Annotated in this window: 19 protein-coding genes and 1 pseudogene; 15 read left to right on the top strand and 5 right to left on the bottom strand. The window is 36.1% G+C overall.

All coding sequences use genetic code 11. The features are described from left to right. A complete protein-coding gene (gene argC, locus BN358_RS16540) occupies window positions 1-1,041 on the bottom strand; it encodes an N-acetyl-gamma-glutamyl-phosphate reductase (RefSeq protein ID WP_019229650.1) in 1,041 nt (346 codons plus the stop codon). A 536-nt stretch (window positions 1,042-1,577) separates the two neighbouring features. Between argC and pgaC the strand changes: the two genes are divergently transcribed. The 3 genes from pgaC to BN358_RS16525 are packed head-to-tail and all read left to right on the top strand — an operon-like array spanning window position 1,578 to window position 4,146. Then, complete coding sequence (gene pgaC / locus BN358_RS16535; RefSeq protein WP_019229649.1) at window positions 1,578-2,828, top strand: poly-beta-1,6-N-acetyl-D-glucosamine synthase; 1,251 nt, start codon at window positions 1,578-1,580, stop codon at window positions 2,826-2,828. Continuing rightward, window positions 2,789-3,295: a hypothetical protein gene (locus BN358_RS16530; protein ID WP_019229648.1), complete on the top strand. Its 507-nt coding sequence runs from the start codon at window positions 2,789-2,791 to the stop codon at window positions 3,293-3,295. Before pgaC ends, BN358_RS16530 begins: the two co-directional genes overlap by 40 nt. After that, the gene (locus BN358_RS16525; RefSeq protein WP_019229647.1) at window positions 3,292-4,146 is read left to right on the top strand and encodes a polysaccharide deacetylase family protein; all 855 of its coding nucleotides are present in this window, start codon (window positions 3,292-3,294) and stop codon (window positions 4,144-4,146) included. The genes BN358_RS16530 and BN358_RS16525 overlap by 4 nt, the downstream gene beginning before the upstream one ends. A gap of 106 nt (window positions 4,147-4,252) precedes the next feature. Here BN358_RS16525 and feoB read toward each other — a convergent pair whose 3' ends face one another. Together feoB and BN358_RS16515 are read right to left on the bottom strand one after the other, a co-directional pair. Beyond that, window positions 4,253-6,355 carry a ferrous iron transport protein B gene (gene feoB, locus BN358_RS16520; protein WP_019229646.1) on the bottom strand — a complete coding sequence of 701 codons (2,103 nt, stop codon included), beginning with the start codon at window positions 6,353-6,355 and terminating at the stop codon, window positions 4,253-4,255. A 15-nt stretch (window positions 6,356-6,370) separates the two neighbouring features. Then, window positions 6,371-6,592, bottom strand: coding sequence for a FeoA family protein (locus BN358_RS16515; RefSeq protein WP_019229645.1), 222 nt, complete (start codon window positions 6,590-6,592; stop codon window positions 6,371-6,373). Window positions 6,593-6,725: 133 nt separating this feature from the next. Between BN358_RS16515 and BN358_RS16510 the strand changes: the two genes are divergently transcribed. After that, window positions 6,726-7,172 carry a metal-dependent transcriptional regulator gene (locus tag BN358_RS16510; RefSeq protein WP_019229644.1) on the top strand — a complete coding sequence of 149 codons (447 nt, stop codon included), beginning with the start codon at window positions 6,726-6,728 and terminating at the stop codon, window positions 7,170-7,172. 172 nt (window positions 7,173-7,344) lie between these two features. On the opposite strand, the gene BN358_RS28405 is transcribed toward BN358_RS16510, so the two are convergent. Beyond that, window positions 7,345-7,476 carry a hypothetical protein gene (locus tag BN358_RS28405; protein WP_255346915.1) on the bottom strand — a complete coding sequence of 44 codons (132 nt, stop codon included), beginning with the start codon at window positions 7,474-7,476 and terminating at the stop codon, window positions 7,345-7,347. A 156-nt stretch (window positions 7,477-7,632) separates the two neighbouring features. Between BN358_RS28405 and BN358_RS16505 the strand changes: the two genes are divergently transcribed. The 10 genes from BN358_RS16505 to BN358_RS16460 all read left to right on the top strand — a co-directional run bounded on the left by BN358_RS16505 (window position 7,633) and on the right by BN358_RS16460 (window position 15,684). Continuing rightward, entirely contained in the window at window positions 7,633-8,388 is a 756-nt protein-coding gene (locus BN358_RS16505) for an ABC transporter ATP-binding protein (protein WP_019229642.1), read from the top strand. Next, window positions 8,372-9,196 (top strand): ABC transporter permease, encoded by an 825-nt coding sequence (locus BN358_RS16500; protein WP_019229641.1) that lies wholly within the window; start codon window positions 8,372-8,374, stop codon window positions 9,194-9,196. The genes BN358_RS16505 and BN358_RS16500 overlap by 17 nt, the downstream gene beginning before the upstream one ends. 100 nt (window positions 9,197-9,296) lie before the next feature. Beyond that, window positions 9,297-9,836 carry a helix-turn-helix domain-containing protein gene (locus BN358_RS16495; RefSeq protein ID WP_019229640.1) on the top strand — a complete coding sequence of 180 codons (540 nt, stop codon included), beginning with the start codon at window positions 9,297-9,299 and terminating at the stop codon, window positions 9,834-9,836. A gap of 166 nt (window positions 9,837-10,002) precedes the next feature. Then, window positions 10,003-11,208 carry a DUF819 domain-containing protein gene (locus tag BN358_RS16490; RefSeq protein WP_019229639.1) on the top strand — a complete coding sequence of 402 codons (1,206 nt, stop codon included), beginning with the start codon at window positions 10,003-10,005 and terminating at the stop codon, window positions 11,206-11,208. A gap of 10 nt (window positions 11,209-11,218) precedes the next feature. Next, the gene (locus BN358_RS16485; RefSeq protein WP_019229638.1) at window positions 11,219-12,193 is read left to right on the top strand and encodes a dipeptidase; all 975 of its coding nucleotides are present in this window, start codon (window positions 11,219-11,221) and stop codon (window positions 12,191-12,193) included. Window positions 12,194-12,315: 122 nt separating this feature from the next. Then, window positions 12,316-12,882 carry a hypothetical protein gene (locus BN358_RS16480; RefSeq protein ID WP_019229637.1) on the top strand — a complete coding sequence of 189 codons (567 nt, stop codon included), beginning with the start codon at window positions 12,316-12,318 and terminating at the stop codon, window positions 12,880-12,882. Beyond that, the gene (locus BN358_RS16475; RefSeq protein WP_019229636.1) at window positions 12,872-13,645 is read left to right on the top strand and encodes a TatD family hydrolase; all 774 of its coding nucleotides are present in this window, start codon (window positions 12,872-12,874) and stop codon (window positions 13,643-13,645) included. The genes BN358_RS16480 and BN358_RS16475 overlap by 11 nt, the downstream gene beginning before the upstream one ends. A gap of 10 nt (window positions 13,646-13,655) precedes the next feature. Continuing rightward, window positions 13,656-14,246, top strand: coding sequence for a DNA-3-methyladenine glycosylase (locus BN358_RS16470; RefSeq protein WP_019229635.1), 591 nt, complete (start codon window positions 13,656-13,658; stop codon window positions 14,244-14,246). 62 nt (window positions 14,247-14,308) lie between these two features. Further along, window positions 14,309-14,752 (top strand): MarR family winged helix-turn-helix transcriptional regulator, encoded by a 444-nt coding sequence (locus BN358_RS16465; RefSeq protein ID WP_019229634.1) that lies wholly within the window; start codon window positions 14,309-14,311, stop codon window positions 14,750-14,752. Between the two features lie 89 nt (window positions 14,753-14,841). Continuing rightward, window positions 14,842-15,684, top strand: coding sequence for a DegV family protein (locus tag BN358_RS16460; protein WP_019229633.1), 843 nt, complete (start codon window positions 14,842-14,844; stop codon window positions 15,682-15,684). A 47-nt stretch (window positions 15,685-15,731) separates the two neighbouring features. Here BN358_RS16460 and BN358_RS16455 read toward each other — a convergent pair. Then, window positions 15,732-18,057, bottom strand: a pseudogene (locus BN358_RS16455) (AAA family ATPase). 225 nt (window positions 18,058-18,282) lie between these two features. Here BN358_RS16455 and BN358_RS16450 point away from each other — a divergent pair. Beyond that, window positions 18,283-19,473: a pyridoxal phosphate-dependent aminotransferase gene (locus tag BN358_RS16450; RefSeq protein ID WP_019229632.1), complete on the top strand. Its 1,191-nt coding sequence runs from the start codon at window positions 18,283-18,285 to the stop codon at window positions 19,471-19,473. Window positions 19,474-19,618: the final 145 nt, after the last annotated feature.

Raw genomic sequence — 19,618 nt, 5'->3', positions numbered from 1 at the left:
TTAAGGAAACATAGGCACATGTTTAAGACCTGATGTTTCTTCCAAACCAAACATAATATTCATGTTTTGAACTGCCTGACCTGCAGCCCCCTTTACCAAATTGTCCATTGCCCCCAGTATTACTATTCTGTTGGTCCTGTGGTCAATTTTAAAATTCACGTCAACAAAATTACTTCCTGAAACCCACTTTGTCTGTGGATATACATCCCGGTCTAATACTCTTATGAAAAATTCGTCCTTGTAATATTTGTCATAAACCTCTCGAACTTCCTCATAAGAAGTTTCTTTTTTTAGTGATGCATATGACGTTGTCAAAATGCCTCTGTTCATTGGTACCAGGTGAGGCGTGAAGTTTATCGTGACATTTTGCCCTGCAGCATATGAAAGCTGTTCTTCTATTTCCGGCGTGTGCCGATGGTCAGTCACTCCGTACGCCTTTATATTTTCATTTACCTCGCAGAACAAATTGTCTGTCTTTGTGCTTCTGCCTGCTCCGGATGTACCGGATTTAGCATCTGTTATAATTGTATTTGCATCTATGATTCCTTCTTTAACAAGCGGATAAAGTGACAATGTGGTGCATGTGGGGTAACATCCCGGATTTGCAACTATCCTTGTATCTTTAATCTGTTTCCTGTTTATTTCACACAGACCGTAGACGGCCTCCTGTATTAAATCGGGACTTTTATGTTTAATCCCGTACCATTTTTCATATACTTCTGTATCTTTCATTCTGAAATCAGCGCTTAAATCAATGATTTTGCAATTTGACAGTATTTTGCTGCTAAGCAGTGAAGAACAGTAGCCTTGGGGAGTGGCTGTAAAAATGACATCAACAATTTCCGAAAGTTCATCGAGATTGTCATCCATGCATTTGTCCTGAACTATTTCAAAAAAATTCTGATAAACTTCATAATAATTTTTGTTTATATAACTTTTGGAGCCGTACCATTTTATTTCTGCATCCTTGTGACTTAAAAGAAGTCTTACAAGTTCACCTCCAGCGTACCCTGTTGCTCCTATAATTCCTGCCTTTATCATTTTTTCTCCTTTCTAAACATATTATTTTTGAAAATATGGATGATTATAATACTATCAGTTTATATATGCAAGCATTATTTTTATTATTTTTGAAGAAATATTTTTATAAAATAAAATTTGGAATATTTGCTTGAATAAATATATAAGCAATTTATGAAATAAATAAAGAGCAAAATCAATAATACAAGTAATATTGCCCTTGAGTTCAACGAACTATATGCACGTCATACTTCAAATACACCCTTTAAAACGTAAATGCATAATTAGATATAAATAAAAATAATTATAATATTAATTTCTTGAAATGTAGTAAATAGTTTTTAGGAAAAAGTGTGCACACAGCGTAAGAGTTGAAAAATATTACATAAATATGCATTAAAATATTCCTGGGTTACATAAAAATTAATTTATATATACTGATTTCTAAAATTTCGGTATTTCAGCATGATTCTCGAACTTTGTCTGTACTTCAGCCATTATTGTGATATAATATTTGCTGTATGTCGAAAAAAGTCGAAAGTAAAGGAGATACTGTGATGTTGTTTGATGAGCTGCCGAAATTAGTTCAAATTGTAGAAAATTACATATTCTGGTATCCATTTTTAATGTCGTTGTTTTGGATTGCCGGCTCCATTATTTTTTCAGCTACACGAGAAAACGAAGAAGAAATTGACATTGAAAAATATAACTGGCCTAAAATAAGCATACTTGTACCCTGCTACAACGAAGAAGAAACAATAGGGGAAACCATTGAGCATTTGTCGCAACTTTCATATCCGGATTTTGAAATTATAGCTGTAAATGACGGAAGCCGCGACAATACAGAAAAAATACTCATTGGACTTGCTGAAAAGTTCAATTGCCTCAGAGTTATAAGCTGTCGTGAAAACAAAGGTAAAGCAAATGCCCTTCACATTGCAGCCCATGCTGCATCAGCAGAATACCTGCTCTGCATTGATTCAGATGCTCTGCTGGATGATTTCGCACCATACTATTTAATAAGGCATTTTCTTGAAAGAGGAGAAAGAGTTGGAGCTGTGACAGGAAATCCAAGAATAAGAAACCGCGACACACTTCTTGGAAAGCTGCAGCTTGTTGAATATGCATCAATAATAGGCTCCATAAAAAGAACGCAAAGAGTAATAGGAAAAGTTATGACAGTGTCCGGAGTAATTGTTGCCTTCAGAAAGAGAGCACTTGTTGACGTGGGTCTGTGGGACAGGGATATGATAACTGAAGACATTGCCGTGTCATGGAAGCTTCAGAGAAGATTCTGGGACATACGATACGAACCCAGAGCTCTGTGCTGGATGCTTGTTCCTGAAACACTGCTTGGCATATGGAAGCAAAGAGTTAGGTGGGCTCAGGGAAGCCAGGAAGTTGTTCTCAGGCACTGGGATATTTTCAAGGACTACAGGCAAAGAAGAATATGGCCTATTTACCTGGAACAGATACTGAGCACCATATGGTCTTTGTTGTGGCTGATAGTGACTGTTTATTTTATTTTCAGAGCAACAGATATAAAGCAGCTTTTAATATGGCTATCATTCAATTCCTTTACAATGGTTATAATGAGCTGCATTCAATTGTACATGTCTTTATTGAATGACTCTAAATATGACAATGTTCTGAAATATTATTTCTGGGCTGCATGGTATCCGACTGTATATTGGATTGTCAATGTGTTTGTCGTGATCAGCGCAATACCGAAATCAATCAGGTCAACCATGAAGGGAGGATATGCTACATGGAATTCGCCGGACAGGGGAAGCAGGAGCAGTCTGTAGAAAACAAATATGCTGCAGAAAAACGAAGAAAAACATGTGATGATTTTCTGGTCAAGTCAAAACAGCCATTCATCAATAAAATATTTGCATTTCTACTCAATATTTTATTGTGGCTGTACATGGCTGTAATAATATATTTTTTCCTAAGCGCAGTGCTTGATTACAATGATTATTACATAGGACTATTAAAAATAAGTTTTAATATGTCAAATCATGACATAAGAATGTTTTTAATAAAATCGTTTGTTTATTTCAGCATATTCTTTACTATATTAATGTCGTGGAAGTATTACAATAAAATAAGATACGGCAGTCTCAACAGAAGAAGTAAGCCTTTGAAGACAACAGATGAGGACATGATGAACCTTAATCTGATAGATTTGCAAGTTTACAACATTCTAAAAAAAGATAAAGTTATTATATTTGAAAAAAATCCTATCAGGGAGCTGGAAAGGAGATCAAATTGAAAAATAAAATATTTTATACATTTGCAGTAATCCTTGCTGTAGCCCTGACAGTTAAAATTTTTTTCCTTGTATTTGAAAAAAGTGTAAATAATGATGTTTATGAATCTATACAAAAGGAAGATGTATGCGTTGTTTTAACATACCACAGGGTGAGGAACAGAAACCCTTGGAACCAGGCAATTGAAAAATTGACAAACAACAAGGAACTCACTTCCTATTCTGTTTACACGGATGAATTCCAAAATCATATTGAATATCTGTATGAATCCGGTGCATATTTCACGACACCTGATGAACTTGAAAAATTCAGACAAAGTGGGAAATTCCCTGATAAATGTGTTCTCATTTGTTTTGACGATGCTGATGTATCTGTATATGAAAATGCATTTCCCATATTGAAAGAAAAAAATATACCATTTACATTGTTTGTCATTGCAGGCCAGGTAGGTAACAAAGACTTCAACAATCTTGAAATTTCATCATGGGAACAGCTCAGAATAATGAAGGACAGCGGCCTTGCTTGTTTTGGGTCACACACATATGACATGCACTATCTGGAGGATAACCAGGCAGGTTTTCTTGAAGAAGGAATGTACGAAGAATTTAAGACAGATATAGAAAAAAGCATGGAAGTCATAAAGAAAGAGCTGGGTGTAGAAGTTACAAGCCTTGCATATCCCTTTGGAGAAGCATCAGATGTTGTAGCAGACAGCGTCAGAGAAGCAGGGTTTAGCAGCGCATTCATATTGTCACCACACCCTGTGGACTCCGTAAGCAATGCATATTATCAGTGTAGATATCTTGTGGACAGACATAATTTTGATAAGATTGTAATTCCTTGGCTTGAATAAAAGCGTAAACATAGTTTGTAGAGAATTTTATATCATAATTATAGAGCTGCTGTAGAATATGATTTTCTATATTCTAGCAGCTCTTTGCGTCAATAAATGCTTATGATTAAAAAAGCAATCTGTAAATAGATGCTGTGACAAAACAAACAGCAAAAGCTGCAGCTGTAGGTATTAATAATGATGCGGCAGTCCACCTGATGCTTCCTGTTTCCTTTTTAATTGTCCAGAGGGTTGTGGAGCATGGCCAGTGAAGAAGGCTGAACAGCATCACATTCAGTGCTGTAAGCGGAGTCCATCCGTTTTGAATCAATATATTTCTTAAAAACCCAACACTTTCATATTCTGTCAATGTGCCAGTTGAAAGATATGCCATGAGCATAACCGGAAGAACAATTTCATTGGCTGGTATTCCTACTATGAAAGCCATAAGAATAATTCCGTCAAGTCCGAACATTACAGCAAATTGATCCAGAAAATTAGCTGCGTGTACCAAAAGGCTGGTTTCACCTGCATAAACATTTGCAAGAATCCATGTTGTTGCACCGGCAGGAACAGCAATTACTGCAGCCCTTGAAAGAACAAAGACTGTTCTGTCTATAACAGAGGTGTATAAAATTCTTCCGAACTGAGGCATTCTGTAAGGAGGAAGCTCCAGGGTGAATGTTGAGGGAACACCTTTAAGTAATGTCTTTGACAAAATAAAAGAAGTTGTGAGAGTCATCCATATGCCTACAAGTACCATGAATGTAACAAACAAAGCGGGTATGAGGCCGTTTAAAAATGAGCTGGCTGTCATTGCGAAAAATGCTGAGGATATTGCTATGAGCGTAGGAAATCTTCCGTTGCACGGCATGAAATTGTTTGTGAGAACAGCAATGAGCCTTTCTCTGGGGGAATCTATTATCCTGCAGCCTACAACCCCTGCTGCGTTGCATCCCAGTCCCATACACATGCACAGAGATTGTTTGCCATGGGCGCATGATTTCTTGAAGTAATGGTCCAGGTTGAACGCAACTCTTGGAAGGTATCCAAGATCCTCTAACAGTGTAAACAATGGAAAGAAAATTGCCATGGGTGGAAGCATTACCGAAACAACCCATGCCAGTGTTCTGTATGCACCGTCAACTAAAATTTCCCTTATAAAATCAGGAATCCCGTGACTCATGAACCATTCCGTGAGCTTTATCTGAAATCCAAACAATACTTCGCTCAATATTTTGGAGGGAATGTTAGCTCCCTGTATGGTAATCCAAAAGATTAATCCTAACATTGCAAGCATTATGGGCATACCGAAATATTTTGATGTTATTATGTCATCTATTTTTTTGTCTTTGTTAATTTTTATTGTGTCTTCTGTAACGTATTTTTGCTTCAATTTATTTGCATAGTCATAGTTTTCTTCTGAAATTTTCTCCCTTGTTATCTTGTCATCCTGAAGTTTAAACAATGACTTTAACTGTTCGGCTTGAAATTTGCTTAAATGCCCTTTCTTTTCCAGTGAAAATATTTCAGAGCTGCTGTCAAGGAGCCTTAGCGCCGTCCATCTGGTGTTTGAAATATTTAATTCATCAAGATAGACTGATATTTCTCTGACCTTTTCTTCAATTTCATCATTGTATGTTACAATAGCCGTATGTTTATTCGCTCCCGGAGCAATTTCTTTTTCAATGATTCTTTTTAATTCATCCATTCCTGTTCCATTTCTTGCAGAAGTTAAAACAACCGGAATGTTCAGTTCTTTTTCAAGACCTTCCCTGTCAATAACAATGTTTTTTTTCTTTGCCTCATCTATTAAGTTTATGCATAGTATTACTTTTTCCGCAAGTTCGGATACCTGAAACACAAGGTTCAGGTTTCTTTCCAGGCATGTGGCATCACAAACAACCACAGCAGCATCATAACTTCCGAGACTTAAAAAGTCCCTTGAAACCTCCTCGTCTTTTGAAGAAGTAAAAAGTGAATAAGAACCGGGAAGATCAATCATTACATAATCTTTGCCCTTGTGGCTGAATTCTCCTCTTGCAGAAACTACAGTCTTTCCCGGCCAGTTTCCCGTGTGCTGCTTTAATCCTGTCAGATAATTGAACACTGTGCTTTTGCCGGTGTTCGGATTTCCTGCCAATGCTACTACATACTGATTATCTTTTTTTTCAATGTGGAAGACATCAGTCATGGAGCTCAATTTTGAAGACTGTGCTGTCAGACCCAAAATGACCACTCCCTTCTAAACAATCTCTATAAGTCTTGATTCTTCTTTTCGAAGGGCAATCATTGCGCCTCTGATTCTATAGACCGTAAGATTGTTTTTCGGTCCCTTTCTTAATACTTCTATATGAGCCCCATTTGTAACACCCAGGGCAAGCAGTCTTTCTTTCAATGATTCTTCAGCATCATTGTTTTTAACCTTTACTGTTTCACCTACATTTGCGTCGGTCAGAACTTTCATTTTCTTCTCCTGTCATAATTATAGTTTTTCTGAATAACTATTATTTTAGAATGGTAATTTTAGCCATAGCTAACATTCTTAAAATATATTATGATATGATTTTATTTTTGACACAATTGAGGAGGAATAATGAATGGACGAGTATTATACACTGAGAGGATATAAAATAAAAAATGAGGAAGTTCTTTCCTCATCAATGGAAGATTATATTGAAATGATATACAGAATTTCCTTTGGTTCTGACGAAGTAAGAGTTAATGATCTGTCCGTAGCATTGAATGTACAGCCTCCTTCTACAACAAAAATGATTAAAAGGTTGTCAAGTGAAGGCTATGTTTATTATGAAAAATATGGATTAATAAAATTAACTGATAAGGGAAATGACATTGGAGCGTACCTTTTAAAAAGACACAAGACAATTTATGAGTTCTTGAAAATTATTGGAATAGAAAACGATTTGTTAGAACAAACCGAAAAATTAGAACATGCAATCAATGAAAATACGCTCTTAAGAATAAAGGAATTAACTGATTTTTTAAATAATTGTTCGGAATATGAAAAAAATATTACGGAAACTTAATAAAAAAACTGTTGATAAAATGTGTTCCTAGTGGATATAATGGGCATGTAAAAATTCCCCCTCTATTTATTATATATTTGTTTGTTCGGTGTTTGAGCTAGGTAATTAATTCCTAGTTCCTTTTTTTTATAATCGGAAAATTTATGTTATTTTACTGTCCTGCATTGCTTTTTTATTTTTCGTTGGCATCCACATCTTTCTTGCGTTCTTCCACTTCAAAGTTGTTTGGAATATATACGTTCCCTGGATTTTCCGGAGTTTTGTTTTTCATTTTCAGCTTGTTCACCAAATTTTTAAACATCATATCACCACCTTTGATTATATTCTTCCTGTCCTGCAAAATAATATGCCGACTTTTTTATGTTGTTTGCATTACATTTCTGCTTTAAATTTCAATTTTTATTAACTTATTTTATTTTATTGAATAACATATATTAGCTACAGTCTTACGGAGGTTAATATGGAATATGTGTGTGAACTAAAAAATATCTCTAAGAGATTTCATACAATCAATAACGAAACAAAGGCAATTGAAGATCTTTCATTCAAGGTAAAAAAGGGTGAGATTGTGTCCATCGTAGGGCCTTCGGGGTCAGGCAAATCAACTGTCTTGTCACTTCTTGCGGGACTTGAAGAACCCTCTGAAGGCGAGGTTACGGTCAATACTAATAGCATTGGATTTATGTTTCAAAAAGATCAGCTTTATGAATGGAGGAACATTTATAAGAATTGTCTGATTGGATTGGAAATAAAACATATGGACACAGAAGAAAACAAAAATAAGGTTTTGGAAATGCTCAAGAAATATGGACTCTATAATTTCAGAAACCATTATCCTAGCCAGCTGTCAGGCGGAATGAGACAAAGAGCTGCCCTAGTGAGAACACTGGCAATAGAGCCTGATTTGCTTCTTTTAGATGAGCCGTTTTCTGCTCTTGATTACCAGACCAGACTTTCTGTTGGAAATGAAGTAGGGGAAATTTTAAGAAAAGAAAAAATAACAACAGTCCTGGTAACTCATGATATTCCAGAAGCTGTGAGTATGTCGGACAGAGTAATTGTTTTTACTGAGAGGCCAGCAAAAATTAAAAGCGAGTATGATATCAATTTCAAGGAGTGTCAAGGGGAAAGAACACCTATGAAATGCAGAAACACTTTGGAATTCGGGGAATATTTCAGACAGATATGGAGGGATTTGGATGTGGAAAAGGAATGAGAGGTCCCAGAATCAGGCAGCAATATCCAAGGAACATGAACAATATTTAAAAAACTTAAAAAGAGAAAAAGACTTTATAAAAATAACTCAGATAATGATATTTGCTGTGTTTATTGTCCTATGGGAAGCTGCTGCTCGTTACAGGCTTATAGATACATTTCTGACCAGCAGTCCAGGAGCAATTTTTGAGCTGATTGTAAAGTTTGTGAAAGACGGAAGTTTGTTTAACCATTTGTATGTTTCCACTACTGAAACAATCGCGGGATTTTTTACAGGCACAATTTTAGGCTTTTTTGTTTCAATTCTTTTGTGGTGGTTTGAGAAATTAGCCAGAATAACTGACCCATACATGGTTATTTTGAACAGTCTGCCAAAAACAGCCCTTGCTCCTATAATAATATTGTGGGCAGGCATGGGTTTTTCAGGGATAGTTGTCACAGCTGCTTCAATATCTGTTATTGTGACAATAATGACATTGTACACAGGATTTATCAGCGTGGAAAAAGATAAAATAGTGCTTTTAAAAACTTTAGGTGCAAACAAGTTTCAAATATTGAAGAAAGTAATAATTCCATCAAACATTCCAAACATAATGAGTGTTATAAAGGTTAACATAGGATTGTCCTGGATTGGTGTCATAGTTGGAGAATTTCTTGTATCAAAAGCAGGAATAGGATATCTTATACTTTATGGAAGCCAGACCTTCAAGCTTGACCTGGTTATGATGGGGGTTTTTATTTTAGGACTTATAGCTGCTGTAATGTATTTTTTTGCAGCATGGTTAGAGAAAAAAGTAATAAAGTATTGATGAATTGTTGCCAGTATTGTATAATATATCAACAACATATTACAAAAAATGCATAATTTACATTATACTGCGGGGGAAAATTCCTTAAGGAGAAAATAACATGGAACTTGGAGAAAAAATCAGATCCCTGAGATTAAAACAAAAGATTAGCATAGAGCAGTTATCGGGAATGACAGGTTTAAGCAAGGGTTTAATCAGTCAGATTGAAAGAGATATTACCGGACCATCAGTGGCATCGCTGTGGAAAGTATCAAAGGCTTTGAATGTTACGATGAATTATTTTTTTGATGAATATGATGATTTTAATCAGGTTGTGCGAAAAGAAGAAAGAAAAAAACTCATGATGGGAAGGGCAGACAGAATATATGAACTTTTGAGCCCTGATCTTAAAAAACAAATTGAAATGCTTTGGATAGAAATAGAGCCCAATGAATGCAACAGTGATGAGCTCATAAGCCATGACGGCGAAGAGTGCGGAGTTGTTGTCAAAGGAACATTGAGAGTTTTGTCCGGAGAAAAAGTTTACGATTTAAATGAGGGAGACAGCATATATCTTGACAGTACAATACCTCACAAATATCTTAACATGGGAGAGGAAGAGTCTGTTTCAGTATGGGCAATGGTTCCTCCAAGTTTTTAATAAAATTTCATCTATAATTACCTTAAAATAAATGTCAAAAAACGTTGACATTTATTTTTTTTATAATATAATGCAATAAATTCAAGTTCAATATATTGAACAAAGTTTATGTAAAACGTTTGTTTATATGTTTTTCTTGAAAAATAACTTAATTAGGAGGAAGTTTATGTCAAATTCTTTTATCAGTGCTGACAACACATGGGTTTTGTGGGCGTTTCTTACAGGTTGGGCAGCCCTCAGCATTTACCTGGAGCAAAAATATGACTGGGCTGCAAAGATATCAGGCGCAATAATCGCATTAATCGGAGCAATGGCATTATCAAATTTAAAAGTTATACCTGTTGATTCACCGGTTTATGACACTGTATGGGGTTATGTTGTTCCATTGGCAATCCCTCTGTTGCTTTTACAGTGCAATATTAAGAAAATATGGAAAGAAAGCGGAAGAATGCTTTTAATATTCCTTATTGGATCAGTGGGAACCGTTGCCGGAGCAATACTAGGATTTTTACTTTTGGGAAAACATATACCTCACCTGGCTGAGATTGCTGGAATGATGACCGGCTCATACATTGGCGGAGGAGTTAACTTTGTTGCAGTATCAAGTGCATTCAGTGTTCCCGGAGAACTTGTATCAGCTACGGTTGTAGCGGACAACCTCTTGATGGCGTTGTACTTCCTTGCCTTGATAACTATTCCGACTGTGAATTTTTTCAGAAAACATTTCAAACATCCATATGTGGACAAGGTTGAAAGCCTTGGAAAAACAGAAGATGGTACAAGTGCTGCAGCTTATTGGAAGGGAAAGGAAATCTCTTTAAAAGACATTGCATTTGCAGTTGCAACAGGATTTATAGTAGTTGCTGTTTCAAAGGCAATTGCAGGGTTCCTGGGAAGTGTAATTCCTACAGGTAATTTTGCAATGAGCATGCTCAATATTCTTTTAAGCAATCAGTACCTTATAATTACAACAATTACAATGCTTCTTGCTACATTTTTCCCTGATTTCTTCGGAAATATAAGAGGAGCCCAGGAAATAGGAACATTCCTTATTTATCTGTTCTTTGTTGTAATAGGTGTTCCTGCATCAATACCACTTATTATTCAAAACTCTCCGCTTCTGTTGTTGTTCTGCGGAATAGTTGTAATAGTTAACATGGCTGTAATATTTGGATTTGGAAAACTCTTAAATTACAGTGTTGAAGAAATAATCATTGCGTCAAACGCAAATATAGGCGGACCTACAACCGCTACAGCAATGGCAATATCCAAAGGATGGACAGACTTGGTGGCTCCTGCAATGCTAGTCGGAGTTTTCGGCTACGGAGTAGGTACTTACCTGGGTATAATAGTAGGAAATTTATTGCTTTAAGGAGAAAATCATGATTTTTGACGGCCATTCAGATATATGGACAGATGTTGCGATAAAGACTTTAAATGGCGAAAAAGATATAATAAGAAGATACCATCTAGACAAATTAAAGAAGGGCAACATAACAGGCAGCATATTTGTAATTTGGATTGATCCTCCATATACATATCAGCCATACAAAAGAGCTATGGAAATTGTGGACTCAATCAAAAAAGAATCCGAGTATATCAAAGATTCCATATTGATTGCCAGATCATTTGACGACATTGAAAAAGCCAAAAGGGAAGGAAAACTTTATGTATTCATAGGCCTTGAGGGATTGAGCAGCATCGGTGAAAATCTGGACTTAATAGATTATTTCTATGACTTTGGTGCAAGGCATGCAAGTCTTACATGGAACGAAGAAAATGCCCTGGCTACAGGTGTAAGAGGTAATCCTCAAAGAGGAATTACTGAGCTGGGGAAAAAAGCAGTTCGTAAAATAAACAACAAAAGAATGCTCCTTGATGTTTCACACTTAAATGAGAAGTCTTTCTGGGATGTGGCATATGAAACAGATAGTCCTATAATAGCATCTCATTCCAACTGCAAACATTTATGTGACGTTCCAAGAAATCTTTCTGATGAGCAGCTTAAAAAGATTGCAGAGTTGGGAGGAGTAGTGGGTATAAATTCTTTCAATGAGTTTGTACATCACGACATTGAAAAGCAGGATGTGAGAATGCTTGTTCAACATATTGAACACATGGCAAATGTCATGGGAATAGACCATGTTGGAATAGGCATGGACTACTGTGATTTTCTTGATGACAGTTCCATGAGCAGCTTCAGCCAGCAGGAAACTTCCTATACAAAAGGGCTGGAAGATGCTTCAAAGACAAGCAAATTGCTAATTGAAATGGAAAAAGCAGGTTTTACAGCCGAAGATATTGAGAAGGTTGCGTACAAGAATTTCCACAACATTATAAAAAAAGTAATAGGATAAACTCGACCCCATTATAAAATGGGGTTTTTTCATTTAATGATAATGATTGTATATCTTGAAAAATAATGAGCATTATGCTACACTTGTATATAAATAAATTTTAAGAACAGAAGGGAAAAAATATGAATTTTGCCTCAATAATGTATCTATTAATGATTTTGCTCATTACATTTTTTATTACTACAAATGTAAGAAACAACATGAAGTACAAAAAAGAAAATATGCAGGTGCTAATGAATTTAAACATAGATGAAAAATCAACGCACTTGGTAAGCAGCATCGTATTGATTGTTCTGATAATATTTTCAGGATTTGCAGTAATTGGAATGATCAACACCAAGACATACACTGATGATTCTGTGTTGGGGATGGTTATACTGCCAATTTTAATGATATTCTTGTATGTACCCATGTTGAAGAAGACAAAGATTTCAACTTTGGGGATTCACAAAAAAAACTTTCTTATCAGATGGGAAGAAATCAAGGGTGTAAATTACTTGAAACCGGATGCAAAAAACAAAGTAAAGGCGAAAATTCTTTACAATGTGGGAACAAGGGATGCATCTGTTGATGTTACATTCATGAAGGATGACCCACAGCTTGAGGAATTCAAGGAGCTGGTGAAAGAATACAGAAGCACCAAGAAGAAATCAAATAAGAGTAAGAAGGATAATAAAAGTGAAAAATAAATTAACAGACAGCCATGCCCATCTTGATGATGAAAGTTTTGACGGTGATAGGGAAGAACTTATAAATTCGTTGTATGACAATGATGTGGATACCGTCTTAAACCCCGGAGCTGATTTGAAGACATCACAAAATGCGGTAAAGCTTGCAGAAAAATATCCTTTCATTTATGCTGCCGTAGGATGTCATCCTCATGATTCAAAGTGTATGGACGACAATACAATGAATTTATTTAGTATTTTGGCAAATAATAAAAAAGTAATAGCAATAGGCGAAATTGGACTTGATTATTATTATGACAATTCTGACAGAGAAACCCAGCGCAAATGGTTCAGGGAACAGATAAGGCTTGCAAAGGAGCTCGATCTTCCATACATTGTTCACGACAGAGATGCCCATGAAGATGTGTTTAAAATTATGAAAGAAGAGCATTACAGCGGAACAAGGGGAATTCTTCACTGTTATTCAAGCAGTGTTGAAATGGCTAGAGAATTTATAAAACTGGGCTTTTATATTTCTCTTGGAGGACCTGTAACATTTAAAAAATCAAAGACGCCGAAGCTTGTTGCACATGATGTTCCTTTTGACAGGCTTTTAATCGAGACTGATTCTCCGTATTTGACGCCGGAGCCTTTCAGAGGAAAACGAAATGAGCCTAAGTACGTGAAATATGTGGCGGAAGAAATTGCTGCTATTAGAAATATTACAGCAGAAGAAGTTGCAGAAAAAACAAGCATGAATTTCAAACGATTATTTTGTATTTAAGCAGGAGAGTATGTATAAATTAGAAAGAGATTTTTATGACAGGGATGCCAGGCTGGTGGGGGAAGAACTGCTTGGCAAACTTCTTGTCAGAAAGTATGATGATGTTTTAATCAAATCACGCATAACAGAAACTGAAGCATACATTGCTGAAATTGATAAGGCAAGCCATGGGTACGGTGGAAAAGTAACGCCCAGAACAAAAATAATGTTCGGACCTCCGGGATTTACCTATGTTTATTTCATTTACGGAATGTATTACTGTCTTAATTTTGTTACTGAAGGGGAAGGAATATGCAGCGCAGTTCTTATAAGATCTGTTGAACCTGTGATAAATATTGATGCCATGTGCATGAACAGATACAATAAGGCATTGGACTGCCTGACAAAATCTCAGCTAAAAAATCTTTCAAACGGTCCCGGTAAGCTATGCAACGCTCTTAAAATCACAAAAGAGGAAAACGGCATTGACCTTACAGGAGATGAAATTTATTTGGAAGATGATGGGTTTAGAAATTTTGCCGTAGAAAAAACAAAGCGCATTAATATTGATTATGCCGAGGAAGCCAAAGATTTCTTGTGGAGGTACCTTCTTCGCAATTAAAGCTTGACAAATCTTTATATTATAAATATAATTTGATTATCAAAATAAATTGAGGTGGTCTAATGAGCAATCATGAAACTGTAAATGAAATACTTGTAAGACTTTTTGCAAACATCTTGGATATTGAAGAAAAATGTTTGAGAGTTGGAAACTTTTTTGATTTGTCAATATCTGAAATGCATGTAATTGATAACATCGGAGTAAACAAAGAACGTACTATGTCTGATACGGCAAAGGATTTGAAGGTTACGTCAGGCACGCTCACAACTGCCATAGACAACCTTATCAAAAAAGGATATGTTGAAAGGCGCCGTTCCGTAGAGGACAGAAGGGTTATTAAAATCAAGCTGACTGATAAGGGAATGGAGGCTTTTAAAGCTCATGAGGACTTTCACAAGGACCTTGTTATAAGCGCCTTGCAGCAACTGGACAGCAAAGAGGAAGAGCTTTTGATAAAGGTTCTGTCAAACATAGATGTTTTCTTTAATCACAAATATAAATTTTAGATTACAAAATTATTCTGTTTTACAGAATAATTGCATAATATTACTTTAACAGTCAAAAAATTTGATATGAAAGATAATGAGAGGTTATTATGGGAATTAGAATAGTAATAGACAGCACGTCAGATGTAACAGATGAAATAATTGATAAATACAATTTGAAAATGGTTCCGCTGACTGTGAACTTTGAAAATGAGTCATTCTTGGACAAGGTTGAGCTGAGTTCATCTGAATTTTTCGAAAAGCTTGAAAAAGCAGAAAAGCTTCCTACCACATCTCAAGTTTCTCCTGGTGCTTTTGTTGAAGCGTTCAGTGAAATACTTCTTGAAGGTGACCAGATTCTGGGTATATTTTTAGCTTCGGAATTCAGCGGAACATATGATTCTGCCCGTATAGCAAAAGACATGATAGGAAGTGACAACATACGCATAATTGACTCAAGAAGCGTGTGCCTGGGAACATTTTCATTGATACTTGAGGCAATAAAACTTGTAAATGAAAAAAAGACAATTGACCAGATAGTTGCGGAACTTGAAGCAACAAAAGATAAGGTTGTTGCCATAGCAGGTCTTGATACTCTTAAATACCTTGAAAAGGGAGGCCGTCTTTCAAAGGGGCAGGCTGTTGTAGGTTCAATATTAAACATTAAGCCTGTAATAGAAATCAAAGATGGAAAGCTTGCAGTAATTGAAAAGGTAAGAGGCAAGAACAAAACAATAAAGTGGATTGACGAATGGATTGAAAAAAACAACTATGACTTGTCCGACAAGACTGTACTGCTGTTCCATGCCCGCAGCTATGACCAGCTGAAAGTTCTGAGAGAAACTATCGAAGAAAAATATAAAATCAAAGAAATAATTGAACAGGAAATAGGACCTGTAATTGGAACTCACGCGGGACCAGGAGTTCTGGGAGTTAGCTTTTTGAACAAATAAATACTATAATAAATAAGAACCTGGATAGACCAGGTTCTATTTGTTTGCTATGCTATTATTAATTCTGTCTTGCCTTCATCATTTACTGTAATAGTTGCAGAGCTTCCTTCTTTTAAAGTTCCTCTTAAATATGCCTCAGAAACCTCATCTTCAACATATTTTTGAATAGCGCGTCTTAAAGGTCTTGCTCCGTACTTTGTGTTGTATCCTTTTTCAAGGATGAAATCTTTCATTTTATCTGTTATAGTAAGTGAAATTTTCTTTTCCTTGCCCTCTTGAACAACTTCCTTGAGCATAAGTTCCACAATCTTGCTAAGTTCTTCTTTTGAAAGTTCGCTGAACACTATTATGTCATCAATTCTGTTTAAAAACTCAGGTCTGAATGCCTGCTTTAAAGCATCCTTTACTTTTGCTTCCATTGCTTCGTATTCCTTGTTTTCAAAGCCTATTTTGTTAGCCTTGATTGAAGTTCCTGCATTGGAAGTCATGATTATAACCGTGTTCTCAAAGTTTACGGTTCTTCCCTGATTGTCAGTGAGCCTTCCGTCTTCAAGAATCTGAAGGAGGATGTTGAACACATCTTCGTGGGCTTTTTCTATTTCATCAAGCAGTATTACTGAATAAGGCTTTCTTCTGATTTTTTCTGTCAAAAATCCTGCCTGATCGTATCCCACATATCCCGGAGGAGCTCCAATAAGCTTAGATACAGTATGCTTTTCCATGTATTCGGACATGTCAAGTCTTATCATTGCATCTTCATTTTCAAATAGTTCATAAGCCAACGTTCTTGCCAGTTCAGTCTTTCCCACACCTGTAGGTCCGACAAATATGAAGGATGAAGGTTTTTTCTTTTTCTTTGAATCCTGAGCGGTTTCTTCTTATGGCTCTTGCAAGGCTTGTTACAGCCGGATGCTGACCAATGACTCTCTTGTGCAGTCTGTCTTCTAAGTTTATGAGTTTTTCCGCCTCAACTTCGTTTATTCTCTGAACAGGAATTTTAGTCCATGCTTCAATTACATATGCTATGTCTTCTGTAGTAAGGAACACATTTTCGCATTCATTGGACAATTCCTTTATTTTTGCTTCAATTCTAATTTCGTTTACCTTGAGTTCAGCTGCTTTTTCATAATCATCATTTTCAGCAGCTTCTTCTTTTTCATCCCTGATGCTTGTAAGCTCTGATTTCAAAGCTTCAAGTTCCACAAGCCCCTTGTTTTTAAGATTTGCTCTTGAGCCTGCTTCGTCTATAACGTCAATAGCCTTGTCAGGAAGGAATCTATCAGTAATGTACCTTTCAGACATGAGTACTGCCTGTTCAATAACCTCGTCGGTTATTTTTACATTGTGGTACAACTCATAGTAATCCTTTATTCCCTTGACAATTTCTATGGAATCTTCAATTGAAGGCTCATCAACCATTACAGGCTGGAATCTTCTCTCAAGGGCCGTATCTTTTTCAATGTGTTTTCTGTATTCATCCAATGTTGTGGCGCCAATGATTTGAACTTCTCCTCTGGCAAGGGCAGGTTTAAGTATGTTTGCAGCATTCATTGCTCCGCCCTCTGCTTCACCTGCGCCCACAATGTTGTGAACTTCGTCTATTACTATTATGATGTTGCCTGCTTTTTTTGCTTCATCGATTATTGCCTTCATTCTCGATTCAAACTGTCCGCGGAACTGTGTTCCGGCAACTACTGCGGTCAGGTCAAGAAGGTATATTTCAGTGTTAAAAAGCTTCACAGGAACCCTGTGTTCTGCAATTCTTACAGCCAGTCCTTCAGCTATGGCAGTCTTTCCAACTCCAGGTTCACCTATAAGTATGGGGTTATTTTTGGAACGTCTGTTTAAAATTTGAATAACCCTGTCTATTTCACGGTCTCTGCCTATTATGCGGTCAATTTCCCCATATCTTGCCTGCTCTGTGAGGTTTGAACCGTAAGTGTCCAGATATTTTAATTTCTTTCTTTTTACTTTTTCCTTAACCTTTGTACCTGAGCCGCTTCCTACATTTGGAGTCTCTATTTCATGATCGTCTTCTTCTGTGGGTTGAAACTCGTTGTTGTTAGAATTTGATCCTGTAAATGCAGAATTCATGAAATTCATTAGGGAGTTCATTCCCTCGCCGTCTTCTGAATTTATTGTCTGAGTCAACTTCTCCAAATCCATGTCGCCCATTATTTCCGTAAGCTGATTGTTAATATTCTCAAAATCTTCAGGTTTCATGCCGCTCTGGTTCATTATCTGGTCCATGGGAGCAAGGCCTTGTTTTTTTGCACACGGAATGCACAAGCCCATAGTCTGCATTTTGCCTTCAATAATTTTATTGACATATATTACAGCCACATTTTTCTTGCATACTGAACATAACATTATATCATCTCCTAAAATTTACTGTAAATCTAGTTTGTTTTTATATTTATCTGATTAAAGACATATACTATTTTATATATGGTGATTATTATAATACATATTTCTTAAAAAATCATTAAAAATTTTTCTTTGCATAAAATTAACGAATATGCAATTTTGGATTGATTTTACAATTTGCTGTGTTATAATTATATAAAATTTTTAAAAATTAATACCAAGAGGTGTATAATGATAAGCAAAAGGATTCAGGAAATGGTTCCGTCAGTTACGCTGGCTCAATCCGAAAAAATAGCATTTTTAAAAAAGCAGGGAATTGATGTAATTGGTTTTAACATAGGAGAGCCGGACTTCAATACGCCCATGAACATCATAAAAAAAGCAGAAGAAGCATACAGCCTGGGATTGACGAAATACACACCTGCAGCTGGAATGATTGACCTGAGAGAAGAAGTTTGCAGAAAATTCAAAAAAGACTACAATCTTGACTATTCTGTAAGAGATGTGATTGTTTCATCAGGGGCAAAACAGTCTCTGACAAATGCTCTCATGGCCATAGTTGACCCTGATGATGAAGTTATAGTTCCTACACCCTGCTGGATAAGCTACATTGAAATGATAAAGCTCACAGGCGGAAAATCAGTCTTGGTGCAGATGGATGAATCAAATGGCTTTGATTTAAATGTAGACAAAATCGCAAAACACATTACTCCAAAAACAAAAGCAGTGCTAATAAATTCGCCGAACAACCCTACAGGAGCCGTATACAAAAAAGAAGACGTTGAAAAACTTGGAAATCTTGCAGTTAAGCACAACTTCTATATAATATCCGACGAAATTTATGAAAAATTAATTTACACGGAAGAACAAAATTGCTGCACAGCTTCCATTTCACCGGAAATAAAAGAAAAGACAATCACAATAAACGGTGTTTCAAAATCATACGCCATGACGGGATGGAGAATAGGTTTTGCAGTAGGTCCCACTGATGTCATCAAAGCCATGAGCGACTACCAGGGTCACACAACCACAAGCCCTAATTCGCCGGCTCAGTACGCTTCAATTGAAGCTTTGAGAAATTCAGAAGAATTTGTCCAGGAAATGAAGAAGGAATTTGACAAAAGAAGAAAGTACATAGTGGAAAGACTTAACAAAATGGAAGGAATAAAATGCTATGAGCCAAATGGAGCATTTTATGTAATGCCGAATATCAAATATTTCTACGGCAAGAAGTACAAGGATTTCACCATTAACAATCCAATGGACATGTGCGATTACCTGCTTGAAGAAAGCAGAATAGCTGTTGTAACGGGAGCTGCATTTTTAGCACCCCACAACATAAGAATTTCCTATTCAAACTCCATGGAAAACATAAAAAACGGCATGGACAGAATGGAAGAAGCACTGAAAAAACTTAAGTAAATTGAATTAAATTTATATTATTTATATTTATTATATCAGAATAAAATTTAAGTTAGTTGCATAAAGGATTGGAATTCTTTATATCTAGGAATCCAATCCTTTATTTGTACACAAGTATAAGTTGAATATTCTATTACTACTCAAA

Origin of the sequence: Sedimentibacter sp. B4 (genome assembly GCF_000309315.1) — a bacterium.
Taxonomy (GTDB): Bacteria; Bacillota; Clostridia; order Tissierellales; family Sedimentibacteraceae; genus Sedimentibacter; species Sedimentibacter saalensis.
This window is presented reverse-complemented; position numbering and strand designations above follow the sequence as displayed.